At 72.6% G+C, this 24442-nt stretch carries 25 protein-coding genes; 14 read left to right on the top strand and 11 right to left on the bottom strand.

The features are described 5' to 3' along the window. Positions 1-6: 6 nt before the first annotated feature. The 4 genes from ACFWWQ_RS24395 (at position 7) to ACFWWQ_RS24380 (ending at position 3237) form a co-directional block, all read left to right on the top strand. Positions 7-948: a metal ABC transporter substrate-binding protein gene (locus ACFWWQ_RS24395; RefSeq protein ID WP_384599869.1), complete on the top strand. Its 942-nt coding sequence runs from the start codon at positions 7-9 to the stop codon at positions 946-948. 32 nt (positions 949-980) lie between these two features. Continuing rightward, a complete protein-coding gene (locus ACFWWQ_RS24390) occupies positions 981-1775 on the top strand; it encodes a metal ABC transporter ATP-binding protein (protein WP_384599866.1) in 795 nt (264 codons plus the stop codon). 1 nt (position 1776) lies between these two features. Then, positions 1777-2682, top strand: a complete 906-nt coding sequence (locus tag ACFWWQ_RS24385; protein WP_384599863.1) for a metal ABC transporter permease — start codon at positions 1777-1779, stop codon at positions 2680-2682. A 132-nt stretch (positions 2683-2814) separates the two neighbouring features. Continuing rightward, positions 2815-3237 carry a Fur family transcriptional regulator gene (locus ACFWWQ_RS24380; RefSeq protein WP_143940328.1) on the top strand — a complete coding sequence of 141 codons (423 nt, stop codon included), beginning with the start codon at positions 2815-2817 and terminating at the stop codon, positions 3235-3237. A 197-nt stretch (positions 3238-3434) separates the two neighbouring features. On the opposite strand, the gene ACFWWQ_RS24375 is transcribed toward ACFWWQ_RS24380, so the two are convergent. From ACFWWQ_RS24375 to ACFWWQ_RS24360, 4 genes are all read right to left on the bottom strand, one after another. Further along, positions 3435-4253: an isoprenyl transferase gene (locus ACFWWQ_RS24375; RefSeq protein ID WP_384599860.1), complete on the bottom strand. Its 819-nt coding sequence runs from the start codon at positions 4251-4253 to the stop codon at positions 3435-3437. A gap of 89 nt (positions 4254-4342) precedes the next feature. Further along, the gene (gene recO, locus ACFWWQ_RS24370; protein ID WP_384599857.1) at positions 4343-5089 is read right to left on the bottom strand and encodes a DNA repair protein RecO; all 747 of its coding nucleotides are present in this window, start codon (positions 5087-5089) and stop codon (positions 4343-4345) included. A 271-nt stretch (positions 5090-5360) separates the two neighbouring features. Then, the gene (locus tag ACFWWQ_RS24365; protein WP_384599854.1) at positions 5361-5579 is read right to left on the bottom strand and encodes a hypothetical protein; all 219 of its coding nucleotides are present in this window, start codon (positions 5577-5579) and stop codon (positions 5361-5363) included. Positions 5580-5584: 5 nt separating this feature from the next. Continuing rightward, the gene (locus tag ACFWWQ_RS24360) at positions 5585-5779 is read right to left on the bottom strand and encodes a hypothetical protein (protein WP_078654204.1); all 195 of its coding nucleotides are present in this window, start codon (positions 5777-5779) and stop codon (positions 5585-5587) included. Between the two features lie 1097 nt (positions 5780-6876). Here ACFWWQ_RS24360 and ACFWWQ_RS24355 point away from each other — a divergent pair. Genes ACFWWQ_RS24355 through ACFWWQ_RS24330 form a run of 6 tightly spaced genes read left to right on the top strand, consistent with a single transcriptional unit; the run spans position 6877 to position 12291 of the window. After that, entirely contained in the window at positions 6877-8340 is a 1464-nt protein-coding gene (locus ACFWWQ_RS24355; protein WP_384599851.1) for an ATP-binding protein, read from the top strand. Next, positions 8337-8762: a roadblock/LC7 domain-containing protein gene (locus tag ACFWWQ_RS24350; protein WP_384599848.1), complete on the top strand. Its 426-nt coding sequence runs from the start codon at positions 8337-8339 to the stop codon at positions 8760-8762. The genes ACFWWQ_RS24355 and ACFWWQ_RS24350 overlap by 4 nt, the downstream gene beginning before the upstream one ends. Continuing rightward, positions 8759-9118, top strand: a complete 360-nt coding sequence (locus tag ACFWWQ_RS24345) for a DUF742 domain-containing protein (protein WP_143940333.1) — start codon at positions 8759-8761, stop codon at positions 9116-9118. The genes ACFWWQ_RS24350 and ACFWWQ_RS24345 overlap by 4 nt, the downstream gene beginning before the upstream one ends. A gap of 31 nt (positions 9119-9149) precedes the next feature. After that, on the top strand, positions 9150-9728 hold the full coding sequence (locus ACFWWQ_RS24340) for an ATP/GTP-binding protein (RefSeq protein ID WP_384599889.1): 579 nt from the start codon (positions 9150-9152) through the stop codon (positions 9726-9728). Beyond that, positions 9725-11143, top strand: coding sequence for a cytochrome P450 (locus tag ACFWWQ_RS24335; protein ID WP_384599845.1), 1419 nt, complete (start codon positions 9725-9727; stop codon positions 11141-11143). The genes ACFWWQ_RS24340 and ACFWWQ_RS24335 overlap by 4 nt, the downstream gene beginning before the upstream one ends. After that, positions 11068-12291 carry a cytochrome P450 gene (locus ACFWWQ_RS24330; protein ID WP_384599842.1) on the top strand — a complete coding sequence of 408 codons (1224 nt, stop codon included), beginning with the start codon at positions 11068-11070 and terminating at the stop codon, positions 12289-12291. The genes ACFWWQ_RS24335 and ACFWWQ_RS24330 overlap by 76 nt, the downstream gene beginning before the upstream one ends. Positions 12292-12367: 76 nt before the next feature. Here the strand turns inward: ACFWWQ_RS24330 and ACFWWQ_RS24325 are convergent, their stop codons facing one another. Both ACFWWQ_RS24325 and leuA read right to left on the bottom strand, forming a co-directional pair. After that, positions 12368-13075: a TerB family tellurite resistance protein gene (locus tag ACFWWQ_RS24325; protein WP_384599839.1), complete on the bottom strand. Its 708-nt coding sequence runs from the start codon at positions 13073-13075 to the stop codon at positions 12368-12370. 262 nt (positions 13076-13337) lie between these two features. Beyond that, positions 13338-15122: a 2-isopropylmalate synthase gene (gene leuA / locus ACFWWQ_RS24320; RefSeq protein ID WP_384599836.1), complete on the bottom strand. Its 1785-nt coding sequence runs from the start codon at positions 15120-15122 to the stop codon at positions 13338-13340. A 347-nt stretch (positions 15123-15469) separates the two neighbouring features. Between leuA and ACFWWQ_RS24315 the strand changes: the two genes are divergently transcribed. The 4 genes from ACFWWQ_RS24315 to ACFWWQ_RS24300 all read left to right on the top strand — a co-directional run bounded on the left by ACFWWQ_RS24315 (position 15470) and on the right by ACFWWQ_RS24300 (position 19625). Continuing rightward, on the top strand, positions 15470-16546 hold the full coding sequence (locus ACFWWQ_RS24315; RefSeq protein WP_384599833.1) for a M4 family metallopeptidase: 1077 nt from the start codon (positions 15470-15472) through the stop codon (positions 16544-16546). Positions 16547-16593: 47 nt separating this feature from the next. Next, complete coding sequence (locus ACFWWQ_RS24310) at positions 16594-16866, top strand: protealysin inhibitor emfourin (protein ID WP_384599830.1); 273 nt, start codon at positions 16594-16596, stop codon at positions 16864-16866. Between the two features lie 141 nt (positions 16867-17007). Then, positions 17008-18378, top strand: a complete 1371-nt coding sequence (locus tag ACFWWQ_RS24305; protein WP_384599827.1) for a GH1 family beta-glucosidase — start codon at positions 17008-17010, stop codon at positions 18376-18378. Further along, complete coding sequence (locus ACFWWQ_RS24300; protein WP_384599824.1) at positions 18375-19625, top strand: MFS transporter; 1251 nt, start codon at positions 18375-18377, stop codon at positions 19623-19625. Before ACFWWQ_RS24305 ends, ACFWWQ_RS24300 begins: the two co-directional genes overlap by 4 nt. Positions 19626-19750: 125 nt before the next feature. Here ACFWWQ_RS24300 and era read toward each other — a convergent pair whose 3' ends face one another. From era to ybeY, 5 genes are all read right to left on the bottom strand, one after another. Then, on the bottom strand, positions 19751-20689 hold the full coding sequence (gene era, locus ACFWWQ_RS24295; RefSeq protein ID WP_143944704.1) for a GTPase Era: 939 nt from the start codon (positions 20687-20689) through the stop codon (positions 19751-19753). A 212-nt stretch (positions 20690-20901) separates the two neighbouring features. After that, a complete protein-coding gene (locus ACFWWQ_RS24290) occupies positions 20902-21267 on the bottom strand; it encodes a cytidine deaminase (RefSeq protein WP_384599821.1) in 366 nt (121 codons plus the stop codon). After that, complete coding sequence (locus ACFWWQ_RS24285) at positions 21264-22151, bottom strand: ATP/GTP-binding protein (RefSeq protein WP_384599818.1); 888 nt, start codon at positions 22149-22151, stop codon at positions 21264-21266. Before ACFWWQ_RS24285 ends, ACFWWQ_RS24290 begins: the two co-directional genes overlap by 4 nt. A 297-nt stretch (positions 22152-22448) precedes the next feature. After that, positions 22449-23786 carry a hemolysin family protein gene (locus ACFWWQ_RS24280; protein ID WP_384599815.1) on the bottom strand — a complete coding sequence of 446 codons (1338 nt, stop codon included), beginning with the start codon at positions 23784-23786 and terminating at the stop codon, positions 22449-22451. 12 nt (positions 23787-23798) lie between these two features. Further along, positions 23799-24296 carry an rRNA maturation RNase YbeY gene (ybeY, locus tag ACFWWQ_RS24275; RefSeq protein ID WP_384599812.1) on the bottom strand — a complete coding sequence of 166 codons (498 nt, stop codon included), beginning with the start codon at positions 24294-24296 and terminating at the stop codon, positions 23799-23801. Positions 24297-24442 lie beyond the last annotated feature (146 nt).

Raw genomic sequence — 24442 nt, 5'->3', positions numbered from 1 at the left:
ACAGTCATGAACATACGCCGTCGCATATCCACCGCAGCCCTCGCCGGAGCCTGCGGCCTCGGGCTTCTGGCCCTCTCCGCCTGCTCCGCCGACACCACGGGCGGCAGTGGCGGGAAGCTGAGGGTGACGGCGTCCTTCTATCCGATGGAGTTCCTCGCCCGGCAGATCGGCGGCGACCACGTCGAGGTGTCCAACCTCACCAAGCCCGGCGTCGAACCGCACGACCTGGAGCTGACCCCCCAGCAGACCGGCCGGCTCGGCGAGTCCGACGCGATCGTCTACCTCAAGGGACTGCAGCCCGCCGTCGACGAGGCGGTCGCCCAGTCCGGCGTCAAGAACGTCGCCGACGCCGCGACGATGACCTCCCTGGAGGAGCACGGCGCCGAGGTCGACGGCCACCACCACGGCCACGCCGACTCCGGGGCCGGTGCCGACCCGCACATCTGGCTCGACCCCGTGAAGTACGCCGAGGTCGCCAAGGGCGTGAGCGCGGTGCTGGCCAAGGCCGACCCCGCCCACAAGGCCGACTTCCAGAAGAACACCGACGCCCTGGTCAAGAAGCTGGACGGGCTGAACGCCGACTTCAAGGACGGCCTGAAGAACCGCGCATCGGACACCTTCCTCACCACCCACGCGGCCTTCGGCTACCTCGCCGAGCGCTACGGCCTGACCGAGGAGGCCATCAACGGCCTCGACCCCGAGTCCGAGCCCAGCGCGAACCGCATCAAGAGCCTCCACGCCGTGGCCGAGAAGCACCATGTCTCGACGGTCTTCTTCGAAACGCTCGCCAACCCGGCCACCGCCAAGTCCCTCGCCGGTGACCTGCACCTGAAGACCGACGTCCTCGACCCCCTGGAGGGAATCACCGACGCCTCCCGCGGCAAGGACTACTTCGGCGTGATGCACGCCAACCTCACCGCCCTCCAGAAGGCGCTCGGCACCAAGTGACCACTCACCCCGGGCCCACGACGGAGGTCAGCATGGAAGAAACGTCACCCCCGCAGCCCGACGGCCCGGTCATCGCGCTGCGCGGCGCCACCGCGTCGCTCGGCGCCCGCCCCGTCCTGCGCGGCGTCGACCTGACCGTCCGCGCCGGCGAGGTCGTCGCCCTGCTCGGCGCCAACGGCTCCGGCAAGTCCACGGCCGTCCGCTCGGTCATCGGCCAGGTGCCGCTGACCGGCGGCGACCTCGCCCTCTTCGGCACCCCGCTGCGCCGCTTCAAGGAGTGGCACCGCGTCGGCTACGTACCGCAGCGCACCACGGCGGCGGGCGGGGTGCCCGCCACGGTCCGGGAGATCGTCGCCTCGGGGCGCCTGGCCCGCAGCCGCTTCGGGCTGCCGCGCCGCGCCGACCGCGAGGCGGTCCACCACGCGCTGGAGCTGGTCGGGATGGCCGACCGCGCCAAGGACTCCGCCACCGCGCTCTCCGGCGGCCAGCACCAGCGGGTGCTGATCGCCCGCGCGCTGGCCGTCGAACCGGAACTGCTGATCATGGACGAGCCGATGGCCGGGGTGGACCTCGCCAGCCAGGAGGTGCTGGCGAGCGCGCTGCGCGAACAGGTCACCCGCGGCACCACCGTCCTGCTCGTCCTGCACGAGCTGGGCCCGCTGGAGCCGCTGATCGACCGGGCGGTGGTGCTCCGCGACGGCTGCGTCGTGCACGACGGGCCGCCGCCCGAGGCCGTGGGCCAGCACGCCCTGCCCGGCCACGACCACGTCCACCCGCACGCCGACGACACGGCCCCCGCGACGCTGGGGACGGGACTGCTGAGCTGACATGGAAATCCTCACCTACGCCTTCATGCAGCGGGCCCTGATCGCCGCCCTGATCGTCGGCATCACCGCACCCGCCATCGGCATCTACCTCGTCCAGCGCCGTCAGTCCCTGATGGGCGACGGCATCGGCCATGTCGCCCTCACCGGCGTCGGCCTCGGCTTCCTGATCAACAGCGGCTCGGCGTGGGCCGGTCCGGTGTGGATCGCCACCTTCGTCGCCATCGCCGGTTCCGTCGCCATGGAGCTGATCCGCTGGTACGGGAAGACCCGCGGCGATCTGGCACTGGCCATGCTGTTCTACGGCGGCATGGCGGGCGGCGTGATGCTGATGAACCTCTCCGACGCCGGTTCCAACGCCAACCTCAGCACCTACCTCTTCGGCTCGATCACCACCGTCTCCGCGCAGGACATGACGGCGATCTGTGTGCTGGCCGCGCTGGTCCTGGCGATCACCGTGGGGCTGCGCCGCCAGCTCTTCGCGGTCTGCCAGGACGAGGAGTTCGCCCGCGTCACCGGCCTGCCGGTACGGCTGCTGAACCTGCTGATCGCGGTCACCGCCGCGGTCACCGTCACCGTCGCGATGCGCGTCGTCGGCCTGCTGCTGGTCTCCGCGCTGATGGTGATCCCGGTTGCCGCCGCCCAGCAGATCAGCCGCAGCTTCGCGGTCACCTTCGCGCTGGCCGTGGTGATCGGCGTCGGCGTCACCGTGACCGGCACCGCGACCTCGTACTACGTCGACGTCCCGTCCGGCGCCACGATCGTGCTCTTCGCCATCGCCGTCTTCGTCCTCTTCACGCTGCTCGCCGCGCCACTCGCCAGGAAACGGGCGCGGACCGCCGCGGGGGGCGCCGACGGGTGCACCCTGGAAGTACGGGGCCGCGCTCCGGCGGACGACGTACGGGTCTGACCGGCGCGCGGCGGGCAGCCCGCGCCGGGCGGCGCCGCGGGGGACGCCGGTGTTGCCCCGGCGATCCGGTCATCACCTGGCACAATGGCCCCACGCCCGTCCAGGGGGACGACCACGACCTAGGAGGCAACGGTGGCGACGAGCGCGGGATCTCCGGTACGCGGCCGGTCGACGCGACAGCGGACCGCGGTGTCGGCCGCTCTCGACGAGGTCGACGAGTTCCGCAGCGCCCAGGAACTGCACGACATGCTCAAGCACCGGGGCGACTCGGTGGGCCTGACCACCGTCTACCGCACGCTCCAGTCGCTCGCGGACGCCGGTGAGGTCGACGTCCTGCGGACCAGCGACGGCGAGGCCGTCTACCGCCGGTGCAGCACCGACGACCACCACCATCACCTGGTCTGCCGCTCCTGCGGCAAGGCCGTCGAGGTGGAGGGCCCGGCGGTGGAGAAGTGGGCCGACCAGATCGCCGCCGAGCACGGTTTCCGCGATGTCGCCCACACCATCGAGATCTTCGGCACCTGCGGCGACTGCGCGGAGACCGAGCAGAAGTAGCGGCGCGCGGGCACGGGGCAGATGGGGGGGGCCCCCCCCCCCGGGCCGCCGGGGGCGGCGGGGCGGGGGCGGGCGGGGCCGGGGCCCCCCCCCCGGGCCGCGCCCCCCCCCCCCCCCCACCCGCCCCCCCCCCCCCCCCGCCCCGCCCCCCCCCCCCCGCGCCCCCCCCCCCCCCCCCCCCCAATGTCCGGTGGCCGTCAGGTCGCCGGCTCGCCCTCCGTGATCGGCGCCGCGCCGAACCGGCGGTCGCGCTGGGCGTACTCCAGGCAGGCATCCCAGAGGTTCCGGCGGTCGAAATCAGGCCAGAGAATGTCCTGAAACACCATCTCGGCGTAGGCGCTCTGCCAGATCAGATAGTTCGAGGTGCGCTGTTCGCCCGACGGGCGAACGAAGAGATCAACGTCCGGCATGTCCGGGTAATACATGTACTTGGCGACGGTCTTCTCGCTGACCTTGGACGGGTCGAGTTTGCCCGCCTTCACATCCGCGGCGATAGCCGCGGCGGCATCCGCGATCTCCGCCCGGCCGCCGTAATTCACGCAGAAATACAGCGTCATCGCGTCGTTGTCCTTGGTCTGCTCCTGCGCGACCTGGAGTTCCTGGACAACGGACTTCCACAGCTTCGGCATGCGCCCGACCCAGCGGATACGAATACCCAGCGCGTCCATTTCGTCACGCCGCCGCCGGATGACATCGCGGTTGAAGTTCATCAGGAAGCGGACCTCGTCCGGCGAACGCTTCCAGTTCTCGGTGGAGAATGCGTAGAGCGAGAGGTTCTTCACGCCCATTTCGATGCAGCCCTTGAGGACGTCCAGGACGACGCCCTCGCCGACCTTGTGCCCTTCGGTGCGCGGCAGTCCGCGGTCCTTGGCCCACCGGCCGTTTCCGTCCATGACGATGGCCACGTGCTCGGGAACGAGCTCCCGGGGGATCTGCGGGGGACGCGCACCGGAGGGGTGCGGCTCGGGCGTCTCGTATGCGCGTCGATTACGGCCCAGAATTCCGCGTCGTGCCATGCGGCCCACGTCTCCCATTTGTCTTGAATACCGAGGTCGATTGAGTTCGCCGGGCGGCTTCGCGCCGCCGCCCGGACCATACCGCCGGGCTATTTCTCCACGTACCGGAGCGAACGCAGCCCACGCTCCAGATGCCAGTGCAGATACGCCGCGACGAGTCCGCTGCCCTCCCGGGCATGCCGGGGCTCGCTCGCGTCCGCGGTCTCCCAGTCGCCGGTCAACAGCGCGCTGAGGAGCCCGATGGCCTCCGAGGAGGGTACGACGCTTCCCGGCACCCGGCAGTCGCCGCACACCACCCCGCCCGAAGCGACCGAGAAGAACCGGTTCGGGCCGGGCAGCCCGCATTTCGCACAGTCGCCGAAGCTGGGGGCGTAGCCGTTCACCGCCAGCGAGCGCAGCAGGAAGGCGTCGAGCACCAGATGCGGTGCGTGCTCGCCGCGGGCCAGCGTCCGCAGGCCGCCGACGAGGAGCAGGTACTGCTGGACCGCCGGTTCGCCCTCGTGGTCGGTGAAGCGCTCCGCCGTCTCCAGCATCGCGGTGCCCGCGGTGTAGCGGGCGTAGTCGGTGACGATGCCACTGCCGTACGCGGCGAGCGATTCGCTCTGGGTGCACAGCGGCAGCCCGCGCCCGACCAGCTCACTGCCGCGGGCGAAGAACTGCACGTCGACGTGGGAGAACGGCTCCAGCCGGGCCCCGAATTTCGACTTCGTCCGCCGCACTCCGCGGGCCACGGCCCGCACCCGGCCGTGGCCGCGGGTGAGCAGCGTGATGATCCGGTCCGCCTCCCCGAGCTTCTGGGTGCGCAGCACGATGCCGTCGTCGCGGAACAGACTCATGGCGCCATTGTCCCGCATCCGCCGGGGGCGACGGGCGGGCGGTCGGGGGCGGGGAATGTCCGCACCGTCGGCGCGGGCGGTGCGGACGCGTGCGTGCGGACGGGACGGCGGAAATGCCGGGAACGGCGGGAATCACGGAAAGCTCGGGAATCGCGGAAAACCGGGGAATTGTGGAAAGTGCTACGGCCGGGGAATTACACATCGGCGGACAAAAGGGGCCGCCGGGCGGCGGGGTGGAGCCTTTTCGGCCCGGACCCCGCCGGGAAGGACATCAGGCCAATTCGCCTCTGCTGCGGGCGTTCACGTACGCGGTTGTCGCCCGGAGACGCTCGGTGACGGTGGCCGGCCGCGCCGTCGTACGGGCACATTCCCAGTCCCGGCCGCCGCCGACCGGCCGCAGCCGGAGGATTTCACCGTCGACCGCCACGACCTTGCCGACCCGCGCCGTACGGATATCGAGGGCGAAGGCGCCGACCGGTGGCCGGCCCACGGCGTTCATCGTTCCCCCAGCGCGTCCGTCAGCCGCCGGGCAACATCCATCGTGCAGCGGCCCAATTCCACCAGCGGGAGCATCGCGTAATTGGCACAGGAAACGGGGTCGGGACCAAGGGACGGCAGGACGATCCCCGCACGCGCGAGGGTATTTCGCAATTCTTTGGTGACGGATTCAACTTCTTCGATCCGGTCCATCGGAGACCCACACCTTCTGTCGGGGCTTTCGCCGTTGGGGGGTAAAGAGTGACCCCTCGGCCCGGACTGCGCAACGAGGGGCGCACCGCAAAGCCCTGACCGGGTAACCAGACCAGGGTTATGGCCAATGCTTCACATGGCGGTGAACTTCGGGCGGTCCGGTCCCCATTCGGAGGACTCCGGACCACCGGTCCGACGAAAGGGTGCGCGGCCCCGCAAGGCGGCCCGTTCGCGCACGCATTCCTTTTCCGGCGGCTTGCCGGACGGTGTGGGCGGAGGTCACACACGGGCCCGTAAGTCCCCTTTCGGTACGGCACCCCTTATTCCGTAAACCCTGGCCATCCGGCCGTTCTTTCGAGAAAGCTCAGAGGGTGAGCGAAAATCCGTCAGCCTTCGGGGATTTCACGACAGACACCGGGCCGGGATCCCGCCGATGTGACGCCATCCAGGTGATCCGGCGCAAGAGGCCCGAGGGCGCGCGAGGGTGCGGACCAGCGCGCGGAAATGCCCTGCGCGCCGGGGCCGGACACCGACGGCAGACGGCAGACGGCAGACGGCAGACGGCCCCGGAGAACGCGCCGCGCACCCGTTTAGATCACCGGGGGCCGCCTCGTCAACCGCCCTCTCCGGGCCCGGCGTTGTGAGGCGAACGACGTCCGTCCATCCCTGGTGAAGGGCGCGACGGCCCCCTACGCTTTTCTCGTCGCCGCGGCGTTCGCCGCGGGCGTCCCTGACCTGGCCGCATCGGCGCCGGAGGAAGGCAAGCAATGCACCGCCGCCCGCTCAAACACCCCGCCGCGGCGCACCCGTACCCGCGGCGGCGGCACCTGCGGCAACCGCCGGAGGCGGCGCGGCGACCCTCCGCGTGCCACCGTCGCCCGGGAGCACCCCCGCCCGCTCCCCCCTCGGCCAACGGGACGGACGCACACCTTCCACACCTCTCCGACCACCCCGGGAACGGCCCGTTACCGGAGCCAACGCGCCGGTGACCTCACGTCAGGGCCGGTCCCCGTACAGCTGTTTGTGGCTCCCTTGCGCCGTTGACGCCGTGCGGCCGGCACCGTGACGACTGGTCCCGTTCCCCCACGAGGATCTCGATGACATCCATACCGGAGGCGCTGTTGTGGTGCCTCAGTGCAGGAACGGCCGCCGCCGTGGTGCTGGCCGCGTGCCTGTTCCGCGCCCAGCGACGACACAAGGTCCTCGCCGGGCGCCTGGCCGCCGCCGAGGAACAGAACGCGGCGACGGTACGCGGCACCACCGAACTGACCGCCCGGCTGCGGGCCACCGAGGCGGAGATCCGGCATCTGGCCGGTGCGCGCATCCCGGATCTGACGACGGCGCTGGCCCATCCGCACGTACCCGTCCGCGGTCTCCTCGACGGACGCTTCGCGGACTCCGAGACCGACCACGCGCTCGCCGCCGTACTGGACCAGATCTCCGAGGCGGTCACCAAGGAGCGGCTGCGGGTCGACGCCGCCGCCCAGGCGACGCTGCGCGGCGCGACCACCACCATCCAGGCGCTGCTCTACCGCCTCCAGACCGCGCTGCAGGAGATGCAACACCGCTACGACGACCCGTCGGTCGCCCAGGACCTGCTCCACGCGGACTTCCTCAACGAGCAGGCGCTGCGGCGCATTCAGGCCACCGGCGTCGTCTGCGGCGCCTGGCCGGGCCTGACCCGGGAGGACTCCTACCTCGCCGAACTGGTCGTCGGCGCCACCTCGCGGCTGCGCGGCTACGAGCGGGTGCAGGTCAGCAACCAGCTGCGGGATCCGGTGGCGGTCGTCGCCCGCGCCGTCGAACCGGTGGCGATCACCGTCACCGAACTGCTCGCCAACGCGCTGCACCACTCGCACCGTGAACTGCCGGTCACCGTCACGCTCCAGCAGGGCAACCGCGGGGCTTCGGTGATCATCGACGACTACGGCGTCGGCATGCACGCCGACGAGATCGAGCACGCCATGGCGCTGATGTCCGGCGACCAGGAGGTGCTGCTCACCCAGCTCGGCGACCCGCCGCGGGCCGGTTTCGCCGCCGCCGGACAGCTGGTGCGCCAGTACGGCTTCGGGGTACACGTCGAGTCGTCGCCGTACGGCGGTGTGCGCGCCGTGATCTACATCCCGGGCGACCCCCTTCTGACCGTCCTCGACGAGAACCGGCAGCCGATGTCCGTCATGGCCCCGATGCCGCACCGCCCGGCCGCCTCGGCGGACGGCGCCGTCCCCGCGACGGGCAGCGGCGCCAGCCCCGCGCCGGTGGCCGCCCCGCAGCCACCCGCCCAGCACGCCCCCGCACCGGCCACCGAGTCGTCCGCACCAACCGGTCACCCCGCCCCCGGGGCCGCCCCCGACACCGGGGGTGAGCTGCCGCGTCGGCGCCGCCGCAGGGCGGTCGCCGAACCCGAGCAGAACCTGCCGCGCAGCGAACCGGTCGCCGACCGCACGCCGGAAGAGACCGCATCCCGCTGGGCCGCGCTCCAGCAAGGCACCGAGTCCGGCCGGGCAGCCGTCGCCCGTCCGGAGAGCCCTCGCTCCCCCGAAGGGAATCCCCCCGTATGAACACCCCCGCCCGCCGCCGTGTCACCGAGGACAAGTCCTGGGTGCTGGAGCCTCTCCTGGAGCTGCCGCATGTGATCCACGCCGCCGTCATCTCGGGTGACGGATTCATCGAGGGTTCGTCGCCGGGCCTGACCCGCGAGGCGGCCGAGGGCGTCGCCGCGATGATGTCCGCGCTACAGGGCGCCGGCCGGGCGGTGACCGCCGCCTTCGCCGAGCGGGACGCCACCCTCCGGCAGACCGTCGTCGAGTCCGAGCAGGGCTGGGTGTTCGCCATCCCCGCCGGGGAGAACACCTGCCTCGCGGTCTTCGCCGGGCCGGAGGTCAACATGGGCATCGTCGCCCACCACATGCAGGTGCAGGTGGCGACGCTGGGCACCAAGGTCATGAACAGTCCGGCCCGGGACCTCGGCAGCCCCGCATGACCCCACGGCAGAACGGCAGGCGCCTGGTGCCGGCCTATCTGGCCACCGCAGGGCGGGCCCGGCCCAGCCGCAACACGCTGGACCGGCTGACACTGCTGCACGGCGTGGACATGCCGCCCACCAGCGAACTGCGGCCGGAGGAACGCCGGATCCTGGAGCTGCTGCGGCCCGGCGCGCTGTCGCTGGCCGAGGTCGCCGCCCATCTGCGGCTGCCCGTCAGCGTGGTGAAGGTCCTGGTGGCCGACCTCGTCGACGCCGGGCGGCTGCACGCCCGTGTCCCCATACCCGAAGCCGAGCAATTCGACCGGCAGATCCTGGAGAGGGTTCTCGATGGACTCCGCTCTCTCAAGTCCTAGCGGCGGGCCCGCCGCCTGCGGCGACGACACCATGTACCTGTCCGGCACCGACCAGACGCTCGTCAAGCTGCTGGTCGCCGGGCCGTTCGGCGTGGGCAAGACGACGCTGATCCGCGCGCTGTCGGAGACGCAGCCGCTGCACACCGAAGAGGTGATGACACAGTCCGGCGCGTTCGTCGACGACCTCGCCGGGGTGCGGGAGAAGACCACCACCACCGTCGCCATCGACTTCGGGCGGCTCACGCTCCCGGGCGACCTCGTGCTGTACCTCTTCGGCACGCCCGGCCAGAAGCGGTTCCGTCCGCTGTGGCAGGACATCGCCCGCGGCGCGCTGGGCGCCCTCGTCCTCGCCGACACCCGCCGCCTGGACGACTCCTTCGAGGTGATGGACATCATCGAGGAGGCCGGGCTGCGGTACGCCGTCGCGGTCAACACCTTCCCGGACGCGCCGCATTACGACACCGACAAGCTCCGCGACGCGCTCGACCTGCACCCCGAGACGCCGCTGGTGGTCTGCGACGCCCGCGACCGCGACCAGTCCGTCGACGCGCTGATCGCCCTCGTCGGTCATGTGCTGGCCCATCTGCCCCAGGAGAACCAGAACCCGTGACTTCCCCGTACGAACCGGGCGCCGCCCCGCCGCCCGGCTGCCCCGCGCACGCGCACGGCGGCGCGGCCCCCGCCGGACCGGACGGCCACGCGCCGGGCCCCGCGCTCGGCGTCCCCGGGCCGGACCCCGCCGGTGAGCAGAGCGGGCTGGTCCGGCTGTACGACCCGGAGTTCGCGGCCGACCCGCACCGCTCCTACGCCCATCTGCGGCAGTACGGCGCCCTGGCGCCCGTCGAGATCGGCGCCGGCGTGACCGCGATGCTGGTCACCGACTACCGCGCCGCCCTCGACCTCCTCAACGACGAGACCACCTGGTCGAAGGACTCCCGCGGCTGGCAGCAGACCGTGCCGCCGGACTCCGCGGTGCTGCCGATGCTGGGCTGGCGGCCCAACACGGTGTTCGCCGACGGCGACACCCACCGGCGCCTCCGCCAGGTGATCACCGACAGCTTCCGGCTCGTCGAACCGCACGAACTGCGCGCCCGCGTCCGGCACGCCGCCGACAGCCTCATCCGGAACTTCGGCGCCCGCGGCGACGTGGACCTCATGCCGGAGTACGCCCAGCAGCTGCCGCTGCTGATGTTCAACAACCTCTTCGGGATGCCCGAGGAGTACGGCGACCAGCTGATCGCCGCCATGGGCGGGCTGATGGACGGGGCGACGCCCGAGGAGGCGGCCACCGCCAACGAGGCGTTCGTGGCGTACATCATGGAGCTGGTCGGCCGGAAGAAGGCCGAGCGGGGCGCCGACCTCACCTCGTGGTTCCTCGACCACCGCAACGGTCTGAGCGACGACGAGGTCATCGCGCAGATCGTCGTGACGATGGCCGCCGGCAACGAACCGCTGGCCAACCTCGTCGGCAACGCGCTGTCGCGGATGCTCTCCGACGACCGCTACTACAGCACGCTGTCCGGCGGCGCGCTCACCGCGCAGGACGCCATCAACGAGGTGCTGTGGAACGACCCGCCGATGGCCAACTACTCCGCCCACTTCCCGCGGCGCGACGTGTTCTTCCACGGCACCTGGGTGCGCGCGGGACAGCTGGTGCTGGTCTCGTACGCGGCGGCCAACACGCAGTTCGGCACGGTCGCGCTCGGCGACGGTTCGGGCAGCGGCGCCCATCTGGCGTGGGCGGCGGGGCCGCACGTCTGCCCCGTCCAGCGGCACGCCCTGGTGATCGCCACCACCGCGATCGAACGCCTCACCGCCTGGCTCTCCGACATCGAACTCGCCGTTCCGGCGGAGGCGTTGACGTGGCGGCCCGGCGGGTTCCAAAGGGCCCTCGCGGCCCTCCCGGCCCGCTTCACCCCGATCACTCCCGACCAGGCAGGAGCCACACCATGGGACAGCAGCCCGTCGCCCTCGACCCGAGCGGAGCCGACGTCCACGCCGAGGCGGCACACCTCCGCGCACTAGGCCGCGCCACCCTGGTCCAGCTGCCCGACGGCCCGCTCACATGGTCGATCACCAGCCACGCCCTGCTCAAGGAACTGCTGACCGACCCCCGCGTCTCCAAGAACGCCCGCGAGCACTGGCCCGCGTGGCAGCGGGGCGAGTACCACGAGACCTGGCTGCAGACCTGGGTCGGCGTGAACAGCATGTTCACCGCGTACGGCGCCGACCACCGGCGGCTGCGCAAGCTCATCGCGCCCGCCTTCACCGCCCGCCGCACCGAGGCGATGCTGCCGTCCGTGGAGCGCATCACCACGGCGCTGCTCGACGACCTCGCGGCGATGGCACCCGGCGTCACGACCGATCTGCGCGAGGGGTTCGCGCATCCGCTGCCGATGCAGGTCATCTGCGAACTGTTCGGCGTACCGGACGGCGACACCCGCGCGGAGCTGGGCCGGCTCTCCGAGATCATCATGACCACCGTCGACACGGAGGAGGCCCGGACCACGCTGGCGGCGATCCATGAGCTGCTCGGCGGTCTGGTCGCCTTGAAGCGGAAGGAGCCCGCGGAGGACCTGACCAGCCTGCTGGTCTCCGCCCGCGACGACGAGGGCCACAAGATGAGCGAGGCGGAGCTGATCGACACCCTCCTGCTCGTCCTCGTCGCCGGTCACGAGACCACCGTCAACCTCATCGGCAACGCGGTGCACAGCCTGCTCACCCACCCCGACCAGCTCCGGCTGGTCCGCGACGGGAAGGCGAGCTGGAACGACGTCGTCGAGGAGACCCTGCGCCGGTCGCCGAGCGTCGCCAACCTGCCGCTCCGCTTCGCCGTCGAGGACATCGAGATCCCGGGCGGCCCGGTCATCCGCAAGGGCGACACGATCCTGGCGTCGATCGCGGCCACCGGCCGTGACCCGGAGCGGCACGGCCCCACCGCGGAGTCCTTCGACATCCGGCGGGCCGACCCGGAGCACCTCACTTTCGGCCACGGCGTCCACCGCTGCCTCGGCTCCCCGCTGGCCCGTATGGAGGCCCGGATCGCCCTCCCGGCGCTCTTCGCCCGCTTCCCGGACCTGGAGTTCGCCGTCCCGGCCGAGAAGCTGGAACCCTCGGGCGGCTTCATCGTCGACGGTTTCCGTACGCTGCCGGTGCGCCTGACGCGCGGCTGAGCCGTACGTGACGGCCGTCGGCCCCGCCGCCCCCGAAGGGCCGCGGGGCCGACGGCCGTTCCGGCGTCCGGGCCGGTCAGGACGGGGTACGGGCCGCCGTCAGCAGGCGCTCGGTGTCGGCGCTCGCCAGCGTCAGCGCGGTGCCGACGGTGGCCAGGACCTCCCGCTCGGCGGGGGTGTACGCGCCGTCGGCGAGGGCGATCCGGGCCGCCTGGAGCAGCAGCGCCTCGCGGCCCGCCGGGGCGAGGTGCGGGGCGAGCGGCCCGAGGGAGGCGTGCAGCTCGATGGCGAGGGCCGTCCCGCACGGGTCGAGGCCGCGGGCCGCGCCGGAGTCGCCGGTCAGCGACTCGAAGGCGGGGGTCAGCGCGCCGGTGTCGGCGGCGAGTGCGGCGAGGAGGGTGAGCAGCTGATCCTCACAGCAGTCGGGGAACCCGGCGTCGCGGACGGTGGCGACGGCGGCCTCCCGCACCGCGCGCGAGGCGGTGCCGCCGGCCGCCAGCAGCGCCAGGGTGACGGTGTGCACCGCGTCCCGCAGCATCGCGGAGAGCCGCACGGTGGTCGGGTGGTCCAGGGCGTCCGGGGCGAAACGGCCGCGGCAGGCGGAACATTCGACGACCGGTCCGGCCTGGCCGCGGGAGAGCAGCGGGAGGCCGAGGACGGTGAGGCGTCGGTGACCGGTGCGGCGGCGGTAGTTGCGGTCGCCGCCGCAGTCAGGGCAGAAGAACTCGCCGTCGGCGACGGTCCGCCAGGACGTGCGTACGCCCACCACACCCAGCTTGACCATCGCGCCAGACCTCCGTATCTCCCCCGTAGCCATGAGGGCACCGAACGTCTGCGTCCCGGCCCCTTCGCCGCACCGACGTGATGTTAGCCACATCCGTGATCCGGCGTCAGCACCCCGGACGGACAACGGCCGAATGACGAAGGGTGCGGCCCGTCGGGGGGAGGCGGCGGGCGGCGGGTCGACGCACGGTGCCCCGCCCGCCGCGTACACGGGGTACGGGCGGACGGGGCACCGGAAAGGCGCGGGGCGGGGCCCCGGAGGGTCAGCGGGCCGCGCGGTTGACCGCCGAGGCGACGGCCTTGATGGAGGCGCGGACGATGTTCGCGTCGACGCCGACGCCCCACAGGACCTTGTCGCCGATGGCGCACTCGACGTACGCGGCAGCCTGGGCCGCGGCGCCCTCGCTCATGGTGTGCTCGACGTAGTCCAGGACCCGTACGTCCGCGTCGATCGCGTGCAGCGAGTCGATGAACGCGGCCAGCGGGCCGTTGCCGGTACCGGTCAGGACGGTGTCGGCGCCGTCGACGACCGCCTCGACGGTCAGCGCGTCGGTGCCCTCGCTGGTCGTCGAGGTCTGCGCGGAACGCAGCGCGATCCGGCCCCAGGCGTTCTCGGGCGTGGGCAGGTACTCGTCCTGGAAGACGGACCAGATCGCCGCCGGGGTGACCTCGCCGCCCTCGGCGTCGGTCTTCTCCTGGATGGTGCGGGAGAACTCGATCTGCATCCGGCGCGGCAGGTCCAGCTTGTGTTCGTTCTTCAGGACGTACGCGATCCCGCCCTTGCCGGACTGCGAGTTGACGCGGATGACCGCCTCGTAGGAGCGGCCGACGTCCTTCGGGTCGATGGGCAGATACGGCACCGCCCACTCCATGTCATCGACGGTCACGCCCTCGCCCCGGGCGGCCGCATCGGCCTCCATGGCGTCGAAGCCCTTCTTGATGGCGTCCTGGTGGGAGCCGGAGAAGGCGGTGTAGACCAGGTCGCCCGCGTAGGGGTGGCGCGGGTGGACCTCCATCTGGTTGCAGTACTCGCTGGTACGGCGGATCTCGTCGATCTGCGAGAAGTCGATCTGCGGGTCGACGCCCTGCGAGAAGAGGTTCATGCCCAGGGTGACCAGGTCGACGTTGCCGGTCCGCTCGCCCTGGCCGAACAGGCAGCCCTCGACGCGGTCGGCACCGGCCATCACGGCCAGCTCGGCGGCGGCGACGGCGGTGCCGCGGTCGTTGTGCGGGTGGGTCGACAGGCAGACGAACTCACGGCGGGTCAGATTCCGCGACATCCACTCGAAGCGGTCCGCGTGGGTCGAGGGGGTGGAGCGCTCGACCGTGGCGGGCAGGTTCAGGATGATCTCGCGGCCCTCCTCGGGCTGCCAGACGTCACAGACCGCCTCGCAGACCTCCAGCGCGAAGTCCAGCTCGGTGTCGGTGAAGATCTCCGGGCTGTACTGGTAGCCGAAGATCGTCTCGTCGCCCAGGATCTTCTCGGCGTACTCCATGACCAGCCGGGTGCCGTCCACCGCGATCTGCTTGATGTCCTCCTTGGAGCCGCGGAAGACGACCCGGCGGAAGGTGGGGGCGGTGGCGTTGTAGAGGTGGACGGTGGCGCGGTGGGCGCCGCGCAGCGACTCGACGGTCCGCTCGATCAGGTCCTCGCGCGCCTGCGTCAGGACGGAGATCGTCACGTCCTCGGGGATCGCGCCCTCTTCGATGATGGAGCGGACGAAGTGGAAGTCGGTCTCGCCGGACGACGGGAAGCCGACCTCGATCTCCTTGTAGCCCATCCGCACCAGCAGATCGAACATCTCCCGCTTACGGGCCGGGGACATCGGGTCGATCAGCGCCTGGTTGCCGTCGCGCAGGTCGGTCGAGAGCCAGCGCGGGGCCTTGGTGATGCGCTTTTCCGGCCAGGTGCGGTCGGGGATGTCCACCGCTTCGTACCGGCCGTACTTGTGGACCGGCATACCGGAAGGCCGCTGCGGCTGCGTGGCGTTGGTGACCGGGGTGGGACGGCCGACGGCGTTCTCGGCGGGGGTCGACGGGTTCGACATGATGCGTGGGACTCCTCGTGCGTGATCCGCAGAAGCCCCGGTCCTGGGCGTTTCCGGGAGCCGGGGAAGGCCGACGGGGCGATCACTCGCAGCACCGAACTCCGCGGGGAGGGGGTCGGCCTACGACTACAGGCCCTCGCCGCGGCAGCTAAGGAGAAGCAGCCCGAAACGCATGATGCCTCGCACCCTAACCGAGCCAATCGAGTCCTGCGGCCCCGTATCAGTATGCGGGACCGCCTGGACAGCATGGCCGGAATGCGATCAGGCACACGTTTTCGCACCACACCTTTTCGGGAAATTCAGGAGCGGGCAGTGACACGGACGTCACGCAATGCGACATTTGCGGGATGGACGTCACCTCGAAGCCGGACTCCCCGGCAACTCCCGTTTTCTGCACGATCGTGCCGCCCCACCTCCTCGACAAGCTGGCACAATCCGACGCTCCTGAACACCACGAGCCGGCCCGCCGCACCCTCGAACACGACGCGCTCCTCCGCACCCGGCGCCACGAGTGCATCCTGCGCACCGCCGCGGCCCCCACCGCCGGCTCCGACAAGCCCCACCGCACCATCTACGACGCCCGGCACAGCCAGGACCTGCCCGGCACCAAGGTGCACTCCGAGACCGACGGCGCCTCCAAGGACGCCTCGGTCAACCGCGCGCACGCCGGGCTCGGCGCCACCTTCGAGCTGTACCTCAAGGTCTACGGCCGCCACTCCATCGACAACGCCGGTCTCCCGCTCAACGCGACCGTCCACTACGGCGAGCAGTACGACAACGCCTTCTGGGACGGCGAGCGGATGGTCTTCGGCGACGGCGACGGCAAGCTCTTCCGCGACTTCACCATCCCGGTCGACGTCATCGGCCACGAACTCACCCACGGCGTCACGCAGTACACCGCGGGCCTCGACTACTCCGGCCAGTCCGGTGCGCTCAACGAGTCCGTCTCGGACGTCTTCGGCTCGCTGATCAAGCAGTACGCCCTCCGGCACAGCGCCGACCAGGCCGACTGGCTGATCGGCGCCGACCTCCTCGCCCCCGGCGTCAAGGGCGCCGCGCTGCGCTCCATGAAGGCGCCGGGCACCGCGTACGACGACCCCGCCCTCGGCAAGGACCCGCAGCCGGCGACGATGGCGGGCTACATCGACACCCAGGCCGACAACGGCGGGGTGCACCTCAACTCCGGCATCCCCAACCACGCCTTCTACCTCTTCGCCACGGCGGTGGGCGGCAACGCCTGGGAGAAGGCCGGGCAGGTCTGGTACGACGTGCTGACCGGCGGCAAGCTGGCGAAGAGCGCGCAGTTCGCCGACTTCGCCAAGCTGACCGTCAAGGCGGCGAAGACCCGCTTCGGAGGCTCGGGCGCCGAGCACGAGGCCGTCGTCAAGGCGTGGTCGACGGTCGGCGTGGTCACCGCCAAATAGCGCAGCCCCGGGACGTCTGCGGCGTCCCGGGCGGGTAGGAGCCACCCATGCGCATTCACATCCGACGCACCGGTGGCTTCGCGGGCATCGAGCGCCGCGCCGAGGTCGACACCTCGGCGCGGTCCGACGCCGACGCCGACGCCTGGCACACCCTCGCCGAACGGTCCCTCGCCCAAGGGCACACCGAGCCCCCGATCGGGGTCCCGGACGGCTTCCGCTACCAGATCACCGTGGACGGCAAGACCGTCTACTGCTCCGACCCGCGCCTGACCGATGAGCAGCGCACGCTGATCACCCGGGTGCTGAAGGAGGGCGCCTGACCTACGGCGCACGGGAGGTGGCCGGCGGAGGGCGGTGGCGGCCGGTGGGCCGCGCCGCCCTCCGCCCGCGTTCCCGGCCCGTTTCGGACAGCCGGGAGCACACCCCTTGACAGCGTTACCGACGGTATCCATGCTCCGGCCATGACAACGGTGCCGGACGTCTCCACCCCGCTCCCCCCTTTCCCCGCCGATTTCCTCTGGGGCGTCTCCGCCTCGGCCCAGCAGACCGAGGGCGCCGTCGACGAGGACGGGCGCGGCCGGTCGTCCTGGGATGCGTTCAGCGAGCGGCCCGGCCGGATCAAGGACGGCTCCGACTCCCGGGTGGCGACCGACCACTACCACCGCTACCGCGAGGACGTCGCGCTGCTGCGGGAGCTGGGCGCCGGGGCGTTCCGCTTCTCGGTGGCCTGGCCGCGCGTGGTGCCCGACGGCGACGGTGCCGTCAACGCCCGGGGCCTGGACTTCTACGACCGGCTCGTCGACGCACTGCTGGCGGCGGGCGTCACGCCGGTACCGACGCTCTTCCACTGGGACACCCCGCAGGCGCTGGAGGAGCGCGGCGGCTGGCTGCGCAGGGAGACCGCCGGGCACTTCGCCGCGTACGCGGACGCCGTCGCCGCCCGGCTCGGCGACCGCGTCGACCGCTGGATCACCCTCAACGAACCGGCCGAACTGACCCTCCTCGGCTACGGCATCGGCCAGCACGCGCCCGGCCGTCAGCTGCTCTTCGACGCGCTGCCCGCCGCGCACCACCAGCTCCTGGGCCACGGCCTTGCCGTACAGGCGCTGCGCGCCCGCGGCGCGACGGACATCGGCATCGCCAACTCCCACGGCCCGACCTGGCCCGCCTCCGGCTCGGCGGCGGACACCGGCGCCGCCGACCTCTACGATCTGCTGCTCAACCGGCTGTTCGCGGACCCGCTGCTGCTGGGCCGCTACCCGGACGACGACCTGGCGGCGCTGCTGCCCGGGCCGGTCGCCGAGGACCTGAAGGTCATCGCGCAGCCGCTGGACTGGTACGGCGTGAACTACTACCAGCCGACGCGGGTGGGCGCCCCGCTGCCGGGCGGCGCCCCGACCGACTTCGGCGGTATCGCCCTGCCGCCCGAACTCCCCTTCGCGCCCCGGGAGATCGGCGGGTATCCGAGGACCGGCTTCGGCTGGCCGGTGGTGCCCGCGGCCCTCACCGAGCTGCTGCTGTCCTTCCGCGACCGCTACGGCGACCGGCTGCCCCCGGTGATCATCACCGAGAACGGCTGCGCGTACGACGGCATCGACGACCGGGAGCGGATCGCCTTCCTCGACGGGCATCTGCGGGCGCTGCACGCGGCGATGGCGGCGGGCGTCGACGTCCGCGGCTACTTCGTGTGGTCGCTGACCGACAACTTCGAGTGGGCCGAGGGGTACACGCAGCGGTTCGGCCTGGTGCACATCGACTACCCGACGCAGGTCCGCACCCCGAAGGCGTCCTTCCGCTGGCTGCGCGACGCCTGGCGGGCGCAGCGGGGATGACCGTCCCGACGGGCGGCGGAGCGCTCGCGGAGCCGGTCGCGCCGGTCGGGCGCGGGTGGACGGCGACGCTGTCGCTGGCCAACGGCGCGATCTGGGTGGGCTGGTACGGGCCGTTGCAGATCCTCCTCGCCGTCCAGGCGGCCGCGGTGGCGCCGCCCGGGGTGGCCAAGGAGACGGTGCTGGCGTGGGTGACGGGCGCCGGGGCGGTGGTCTCGCTGCTCGCCAATCCGCTGTTCGGCGCGGTGTCGGACCGTACGGTGTCGCGGTTCGGGCGGCGTACGCCGTGGATCGTCGCCGGGGTGGTGAGCGGCAGTGCGGCACTGGTGTGGCTGTCCGGGGCGCGGACCATCTGGTCGATGGCGGCCGGGTGGTGCCTGGTGCAGCTGACGCTGAACGCCGCGTTCGCCGCGGTGACGGCGGCGGTGCCGGACCAGGTACCGCGGGCGCAGCGGGGCACGGTCGGCGGGTGGCTGGGCGCCGCGCAGATCCTGGGGGTGCTGGCCGGGACGGGCCTGGCGACCTCGGCGCCGTCGCTCGCCACCGGCTATGCGGCGTGCGCGGTCTGCACGGTGTCGGCGGCGCTGCCGCACGTGCTGTGCCACCGGGACCCGGCGCTGCCCGCGGCGGCACGGCCGCCGCTGAGCGCGCGGGCGTTCCTCGCCGGGTTCGTCTTCTCGCCGCGGCGCCACCCCGATCTCGGCTGGGCCTGGCTGACCCGCTTCCTGATCAATCTGGGCAACGCGCTGGCCCTGCTCTATCTGCTGTACTTCCTGCGCGATGCGCTGCACCGGCCCGATCCGGTGGGCGGGGTACTGACCCTGACGGCGGTCAACGGCGCGACGCTGCTGGCCACGGTGGTGGTCGCGGGGCGGTGGTCGGACCGGGTGGGGCGGCGGCAGCCGTTCGTGCTGGGGTCGGGGGTGGTGATGACGGTGGCGACGGTGGGCCTGGCCCTGTGGCCGGCCTGGCCGGTGGCGCTGGCCGCGGCGGCGCTGCTCGGCGTCGGCTTCGGGGTGTTCACCGCCGTCGACTTCGCCCTGCTGACGGATGTCCTGCCGGACGCCGCCCACCGCGGCAAGGACCTCGGCGTCCTCAACGTCGCCAACGCACTCCCCCAGGTCATCGCCCCCGTCCTGGCCGCCCCCCTCGTCGCCCACCTCGGCGGCTACCGCACGCTGTACCTCACCGCGGCGGCGACGGGGCTGTTGGGGGCGGTGCTGGTACGGCGGATTCGAGGGGTGGCGTGAACGGAGGGGCTCCGGCGGCGGGCCGGGGGGGCGGTCCGGCCCGCACGCGCCGACGGGCCCGTACGGGCCGTGGCGTACGGGCCGTGGCGTACGGGCCGTGGCGTACGGGCCGTGGCGTACGGGCGCTAGAAGCCCAGCTTGCGCAGCTGCTTGGGGTCGCGCTGCCAGTCCTTGGCGACCTTGACGTGCAGATCGAGGAAGACGGGTGTGCCGAGCAGCGCCTCGATGTGCTTGCGCGACTTGGTCCCGACCTCCTTCAGCCGCTTGCCCTTGGGGCCGATGATGATGCCCTTCTGGCTGGGGCGCTCGATGTACACGTTGGCGTGCACGTCCAGCAGCGGCTTGTCCGCAGGGCGGTCCTCGCGCGGCAGCATCTCCTCGACGACCACGGCGATGGAGTGCGGCAGCTCGTCCCGTACGCCCTCCAGCGCCGCCTCGCGGATCAGCTCGGCGACCATGACCTGCTCGGGCTCGTCGGTGAGGTCGCCCTCGGGGTAGAGCGGCGGGCTCTCCGGCAGCAGCGGCACCAGGAGATCGGCGAGCAGGCCCACCTGCGCGTCACCCACCGCCGAGACCGGCACGATCTCGGCCCACTCGATGCCCAGCTCCTGGCCGAGGCGGTCGACGGCGAGCAGCTGCGCGGCCAGCGTCTTGGAGTCCACCAGGTCCGTCTTGGTGACGACGGCGATCTTCGGGGTCTTCTTGATACCGGCCAGCTCGGAGGCGATGTAGCGGTCGCCGGGGCCGAGCTTCTGGTCGGCCGGGATGCAGAAGCCGATCACGTCGACCTCGGCCCAGGTGGTGCGGACCACGTCGTTGAGCCGCTCACCGAGCAGGGTGCGCGGCTTGTGCAGCCCTGGGGTGTCGACGAGCACGAGCTGCGCCTCGGGGCGGTGCACGATGCCGCGGACGGTGTGGCGGGTGGTCTGCGGACGGTTGGAGGTGATGGCCACCTTCGTGCCGACCAGAGCGTTCGTCAGGGTGGACTTGCCCGCATTGGGGCGGCCGACGAAGCAGGCGAAGCCGGCGCGGTGCGGGGCGGAGGAGTCTGTACGAGCGCTCATGGCGCCTATTGTCCCCGATCCCCGCGGCACCACCGACCACCGGGCCGCCCCACCGGGAGGCGGGCGGCCCGGGCGGCAGCGCTCCGGGGCGACGCCGGGCGGGCCGCAGGCCGGGCGTCCCGGGCGGGGCGCCGTGACCCGGCCGCGCCGGACAGGGTCCGCGGGACGGCGAACCGGGCGCCGCGCTCCGGCCCGGACGCCGCCCGGCAGGCTCAGGCGCTCGCGTCGCCCGCCGGGGCGGAGACCCGCAGGGTGCCGTCGGGGCCCGCCACGAGAACGGGGGTGGCCGGGCCGCCCAGGTCCGCGACGGCCGCGCGGTCCGCGTCGGCGGCGTGCTCCGCGTCGGTGACCACGGCGGCGGCCTCCAGGGACTGCGCGCCGCTGGCGACGGCCATCGCCACGGCGGTCTGCAGCGCGCTGAGCTTCAGCGAGTCCAGGGTCACGGTCCCGGCGACGTAGGTGCGGCCGGTCTCGTCGCGGACGGCGGCGCCCTCGGGCACGCCGTTCCGGGCCCGCGCCGAACGCGCGAGCGTGATGATCTTGCGGTCTTCGGGGTCCAGCGCTGCGGCTTCGCTCATACGGGCGAGCATATGCGGGGGCCGGGCCCAGCTGCCCCGCAGGGCGACAGGGATTCCGGGCCGCCCGCGCCCCGCCGCTCCGGCGCGGCGTCGAAGCGTACGGCCGCCACCCGCTCCCGGGTACGGGCGTCCAGCGCCACCAGCGAGGTCACGTCGGCGAGCTCATCGGGCAGCGCCGTCGAAGGACCGGCGGCGGGACGGTCCAGGGTGCGCAGCAGCCGGTCCAGGCCACGGCGGTGGCGGGCGAAGACGCGGCGGCGCACCCAGCGGGCGCGGGCCCGCTGCCCGGAGAGCGCGGTGGCGGCGCCGACGTCCAGCAGGACCAGGTGCAGGGTCCGGCCGTGGCGGGCGGTGGCACGCGCCAGCAACCGACGCAGCCAGGCCCTGCTTCCGCAGTCGTGGACCAGCACCGGGCCATCCCCCCGCAGCGCCGCGCACACCTCGCGCAGCAGCCGCCAGCGCGCCCACGGCCGGTAGACCGGGTACGGCAGCCAGTGCGGCATCACCGCCTCGCAGGCGAGGTGCACGGCGCGCGGATCGATCACCCGCGCCGCCGGTGCCCCAGCCTCTCCGTGCGACGCCCTGCCGGGCTCGCCCACCGGGCCTGACCAGCGGTGCAGCAGGGTGCTCTTGCCGCTGCCCGGCAGCCCGGCGACCACGACGACGGCATCGGGCGGATAGCGGAGCACTCCGGGCACGGTGTCCGCCGCCCGCAGGTCCAGCAGCCCGTCGGGGCACGCCTCCCCGGGTGCCCTCCCGGACCCGGCCCCGGCCGCCTCCCGGGGCGTCTCCCCCGGCGCGTCCGCGTCCCCGGGTGCGTCCCCCCTCGACTCCCCCGGAGCCGCCGCGTCGCGGCCGTCCGGTGGTGTCCGTACGGCGGGCACCGGGCGGGCCGGTCCCCCGTCCGTCCGCTGCTCGCCCGTCCCGCTGGTGATGTCGGATCCCCCCCTCGCCGTGCTCCGCTTCCGGGCAAGCTTCGCATGGGCGGCGGAAGGGGCGGGAGGGGGCGAGGGACGCCGCGGGGACGGGCCGGGCGGAGCGCCCACCAGCGGGCGGAGCGCCCACCAGCGGGCGGAGCGCCCACCGGCGGGCGGCAGGCCCGGCGGCAGCCGGCGACAGGCCCGGCGGCAGCCGGCGGCAGGTCCGGGCGACCGGCCAGGCGGGCCGGGCCACGCCCCGGGTCAGCCCTCCGCGCTGCTCCGGTCCGCGCCCCGAGCGGCCTCCGCCGCGCCCCGTACCGGCTCGCACAGCACCGTGACGATCTTGTTCCGCCGCCCCGCCGGGGACTCGGCGGTGAGCCGCAGGCCCGTGAGGTCCGGGGCGGCGGCGTCGGCGGAGAGGTCGACGACGGCCGTGGCACCGGCGATCGGGACCCGGCCCAGCAGCTTGGCCAGCAGGCCGCCGACCGTTTCGACGTCCTCGTCGTCCAGCTCGGCCAGGCCGTACAGCTCACCGAGGTCGCCGATGTCGAGGCGGGCGGTGACGCGGTAGCGGCCGCCGCCCAGCTCTTCGACGGGCGGCAGCTCCCGGTCGTACTCGTCGGTGATCTCGCCGACGATCTCCTCCAGGATGTCCTCGATGGTGACGATCCCGGCCGTGCCGCCGTACTCGTCGATGACCACCGCGACGTGGTTGCGGTCGCGCTGCATCTCCCGCAGCAGGTCACCGGCGTTCTTCGTGTCGGGCACGAAGACGGCGGGGCGCATCGCGGAGGAGACCAGTTCGGTCTCGGCGTCGCGGCTGACATGAACCTTGCGGGACAGGTCCTTGAGGTAGACGATGCCGACGATGTCGTCCTCGTTCTCGCCGGTCACCGGGATGCGGGAGAAACCGGAGCGGAGCGCGAGGGTCAGCGCCTGGCGGATGGTCTTGTACCGCTCGACGGAGACCAGGTCCGTGCGCGGCACCATCACCTCCCGCACCAGGGTGTCGCCGAGCTGGAAGACGGAGTGCACCATGCGGCGCTCCTCGTCCTCGATCAGCGACTCCTTCTCCGCGAGGTCCACCAGCGCTCGCAGCTCCGCCTCGGAGGCGAACGGGCCCTTACGGAAGCCCTTACCCGGCGTGAGGGCGTTGCCCAGCAGGATCAGCAGCTGCGGGACGGGGCCCATGATCCGGGCCAGCGGCAGCAGGACGTAGGCGGCGGCGGTCGCGGTGTTGAGCGGGTGCTGACGGCCGATGGTGCGCGGCGAGACGCCGACCGCGACGTACGAGACGAGGACCATCACGGCGATGGCGACGGTCAGCGCCTGCCAGGTCTCCTCGAAGGAGCGCAGGCAGGCGTAGGTGACGAGGACACCGGCGGCCATCTCGCAGCCGACGCGGACCAGCAGTGCGACGTTGAGATAGCGGGTCGGGTCGGCGGCGACGGCGGCGAGCCGGTCGCTGCCGCGGCGGCCCGAGCGGACCGCCTCCTCGGCGCGGAAACTGGTCGTCCGGGCGAGGCCCGCCTCGGCGCAGGCGGCGAGCCAGGCGATCACGACGAGCAGCACCGCGACCGCGATGAGTTGGATGGTCATTGCGGCGCCCGGTCAGGTCACGGTGGGGGCCGGGGAGGGACCCGTCAGTCCCCGCTCGGCGCGCCAGCCGTCGATGACGGCCGCCTGGAGGCCGAACATCTCGGCCTTCTCATCGGGCTCCTCATGGTCGTAGCCGAGGAGATGCAGCACGCCGTGGACGGTCAGGAGCTGGAGCTCCTCGTCCATGGAGTGGCCGGTCGGGGCGTCCTCGCCCTGCTTCTTGGCGACCTCGGGGCAGAGCACGATGTCGCCGAGGAGGCCCTGCGGGGGCTCGTCCTCGTCCTTGGCCGGGGGGCGCAGCTCGTCCATCGGGAAGGACATCACGTCGGTCGGGCCGGGGAGGTCCATCCACTGGAGGTGCAGCTGCTCCATCGCCTCGGCGTCCACGACGATCACGGACAGCTCGGAGAGCGGGTGGATGCGCATCCGGGCGACGGCGTAACGGGCGACGTCGAGGATCGCCTGCTCGTCGATGTCCGTGCCGGACTCGTTGTTGACGTCGATCGACATGGGGGGTGTGACTTCTCGCTTCTGGTGGGTGCCGGGGGGGGGGCCGGGGGGGGGGGCGGCGGGCGGGGGGGCCTAACACCGCCTGGGGGGTGGTTTTTTTGAATAGTGGGGGGCGGAGTAGCACCCCGACAGTGTGGGGGGGAAGA

The organism is Streptomyces sp. NPDC059080 (assembly GCF_042739975.1).
Classification (GTDB): domain Bacteria; phylum Actinomycetota; class Actinomycetes; order Streptomycetales; family Streptomycetaceae; genus Streptomyces; species Streptomyces benahoarensis.
Note: the sequence above shows the minus strand (reverse complement) of the source record. Positions and strands in the feature narration are given on the sequence as shown.

Bases quoted from the DNA above. Each gene is read 5' to 3' on its own strand.
- ACFWWQ_RS24395 (WP_384599869.1), top strand. From the start codon at position 7: ATGAACATACGCCGTCGCATATCCACCGCAGCCCTCGCCGGAGCCTGC.
- ACFWWQ_RS24390 (WP_384599866.1), top strand. From the start codon at position 981: ATGGAAGAAACGTCACCCCCGCAGCCCGACGGCCCGGTCATCGCGCTG.
- ACFWWQ_RS24385 (WP_384599863.1), top strand. From the start codon at position 1,777: ATGGAAATCCTCACCTACGCCTTCATGCAGCGGGCCCTGATCGCCGCC.
- ACFWWQ_RS24375 (WP_384599860.1), bottom strand. From the start codon at position 4,253: ATGGCACGACGCGGAATTCTGGGCCGTAATCGACGCGCATACGAGACG.
- recO (WP_384599857.1), bottom strand. From the start codon at position 5,089: ATGAGTCTGTTCCGCGACGACGGCATCGTGCTGCGCACCCAGAAGCTC.
- ACFWWQ_RS24360 (WP_078654204.1), bottom strand. From the start codon at position 5,779: ATGGACCGGATCGAAGAAGTTGAATCCGTCACCAAAGAATTGCGAAAT.
- ACFWWQ_RS24355 (WP_384599851.1), top strand. From the start codon at position 6,877: ATGACATCCATACCGGAGGCGCTGTTGTGGTGCCTCAGTGCAGGAACG.
- ACFWWQ_RS24350 (WP_384599848.1), top strand. From the start codon at position 8,337: ATGAACACCCCCGCCCGCCGCCGTGTCACCGAGGACAAGTCCTGGGTG.
- ACFWWQ_RS24345 (WP_143940333.1), top strand. From the start codon at position 8,759: ATGACCCCACGGCAGAACGGCAGGCGCCTGGTGCCGGCCTATCTGGCC.
- ACFWWQ_RS24340 (WP_384599889.1), top strand. From the start codon at position 9,150: ATGTACCTGTCCGGCACCGACCAGACGCTCGTCAAGCTGCTGGTCGCC.
- ACFWWQ_RS24330 (WP_384599842.1), top strand. From the start codon at position 11,068: ATGGGACAGCAGCCCGTCGCCCTCGACCCGAGCGGAGCCGACGTCCAC.
- ACFWWQ_RS24325 (WP_384599839.1), bottom strand. From the start codon at position 13,075: ATGGTCAAGCTGGGTGTGGTGGGCGTACGCACGTCCTGGCGGACCGTC.
- leuA (WP_384599836.1), bottom strand. From the start codon at position 15,122: ATGTCGAACCCGTCGACCCCCGCCGAGAACGCCGTCGGCCGTCCCACC.
- ACFWWQ_RS24315 (WP_384599833.1), top strand. From the start codon at position 15,470: ATGGACGTCACCTCGAAGCCGGACTCCCCGGCAACTCCCGTTTTCTGC.
- ACFWWQ_RS24310 (WP_384599830.1), top strand. From the start codon at position 16,594: ATGCGCATTCACATCCGACGCACCGGTGGCTTCGCGGGCATCGAGCGC.
- ACFWWQ_RS24305 (WP_384599827.1), top strand. From the start codon at position 17,008: ATGACAACGGTGCCGGACGTCTCCACCCCGCTCCCCCCTTTCCCCGCC.
- ACFWWQ_RS24300 (WP_384599824.1), top strand. From the start codon at position 18,375: ATGACCGTCCCGACGGGCGGCGGAGCGCTCGCGGAGCCGGTCGCGCCG.
- era (WP_143944704.1), bottom strand. From the start codon at position 20,689: ATGAGCGCTCGTACAGACTCCTCCGCCCCGCACCGCGCCGGCTTCGCC.
- ACFWWQ_RS24290 (WP_384599821.1), bottom strand. From the start codon at position 21,267: ATGAGCGAAGCCGCAGCGCTGGACCCCGAAGACCGCAAGATCATCACG.
- ACFWWQ_RS24280 (WP_384599815.1), bottom strand. From the start codon at position 23,786: ATGACCATCCAACTCATCGCGGTCGCGGTGCTGCTCGTCGTGATCGCC.
- ybeY (WP_384599812.1), bottom strand. From the start codon at position 24,296: ATGTCGATCGACGTCAACAACGAGTCCGGCACGGACATCGACGAGCAG.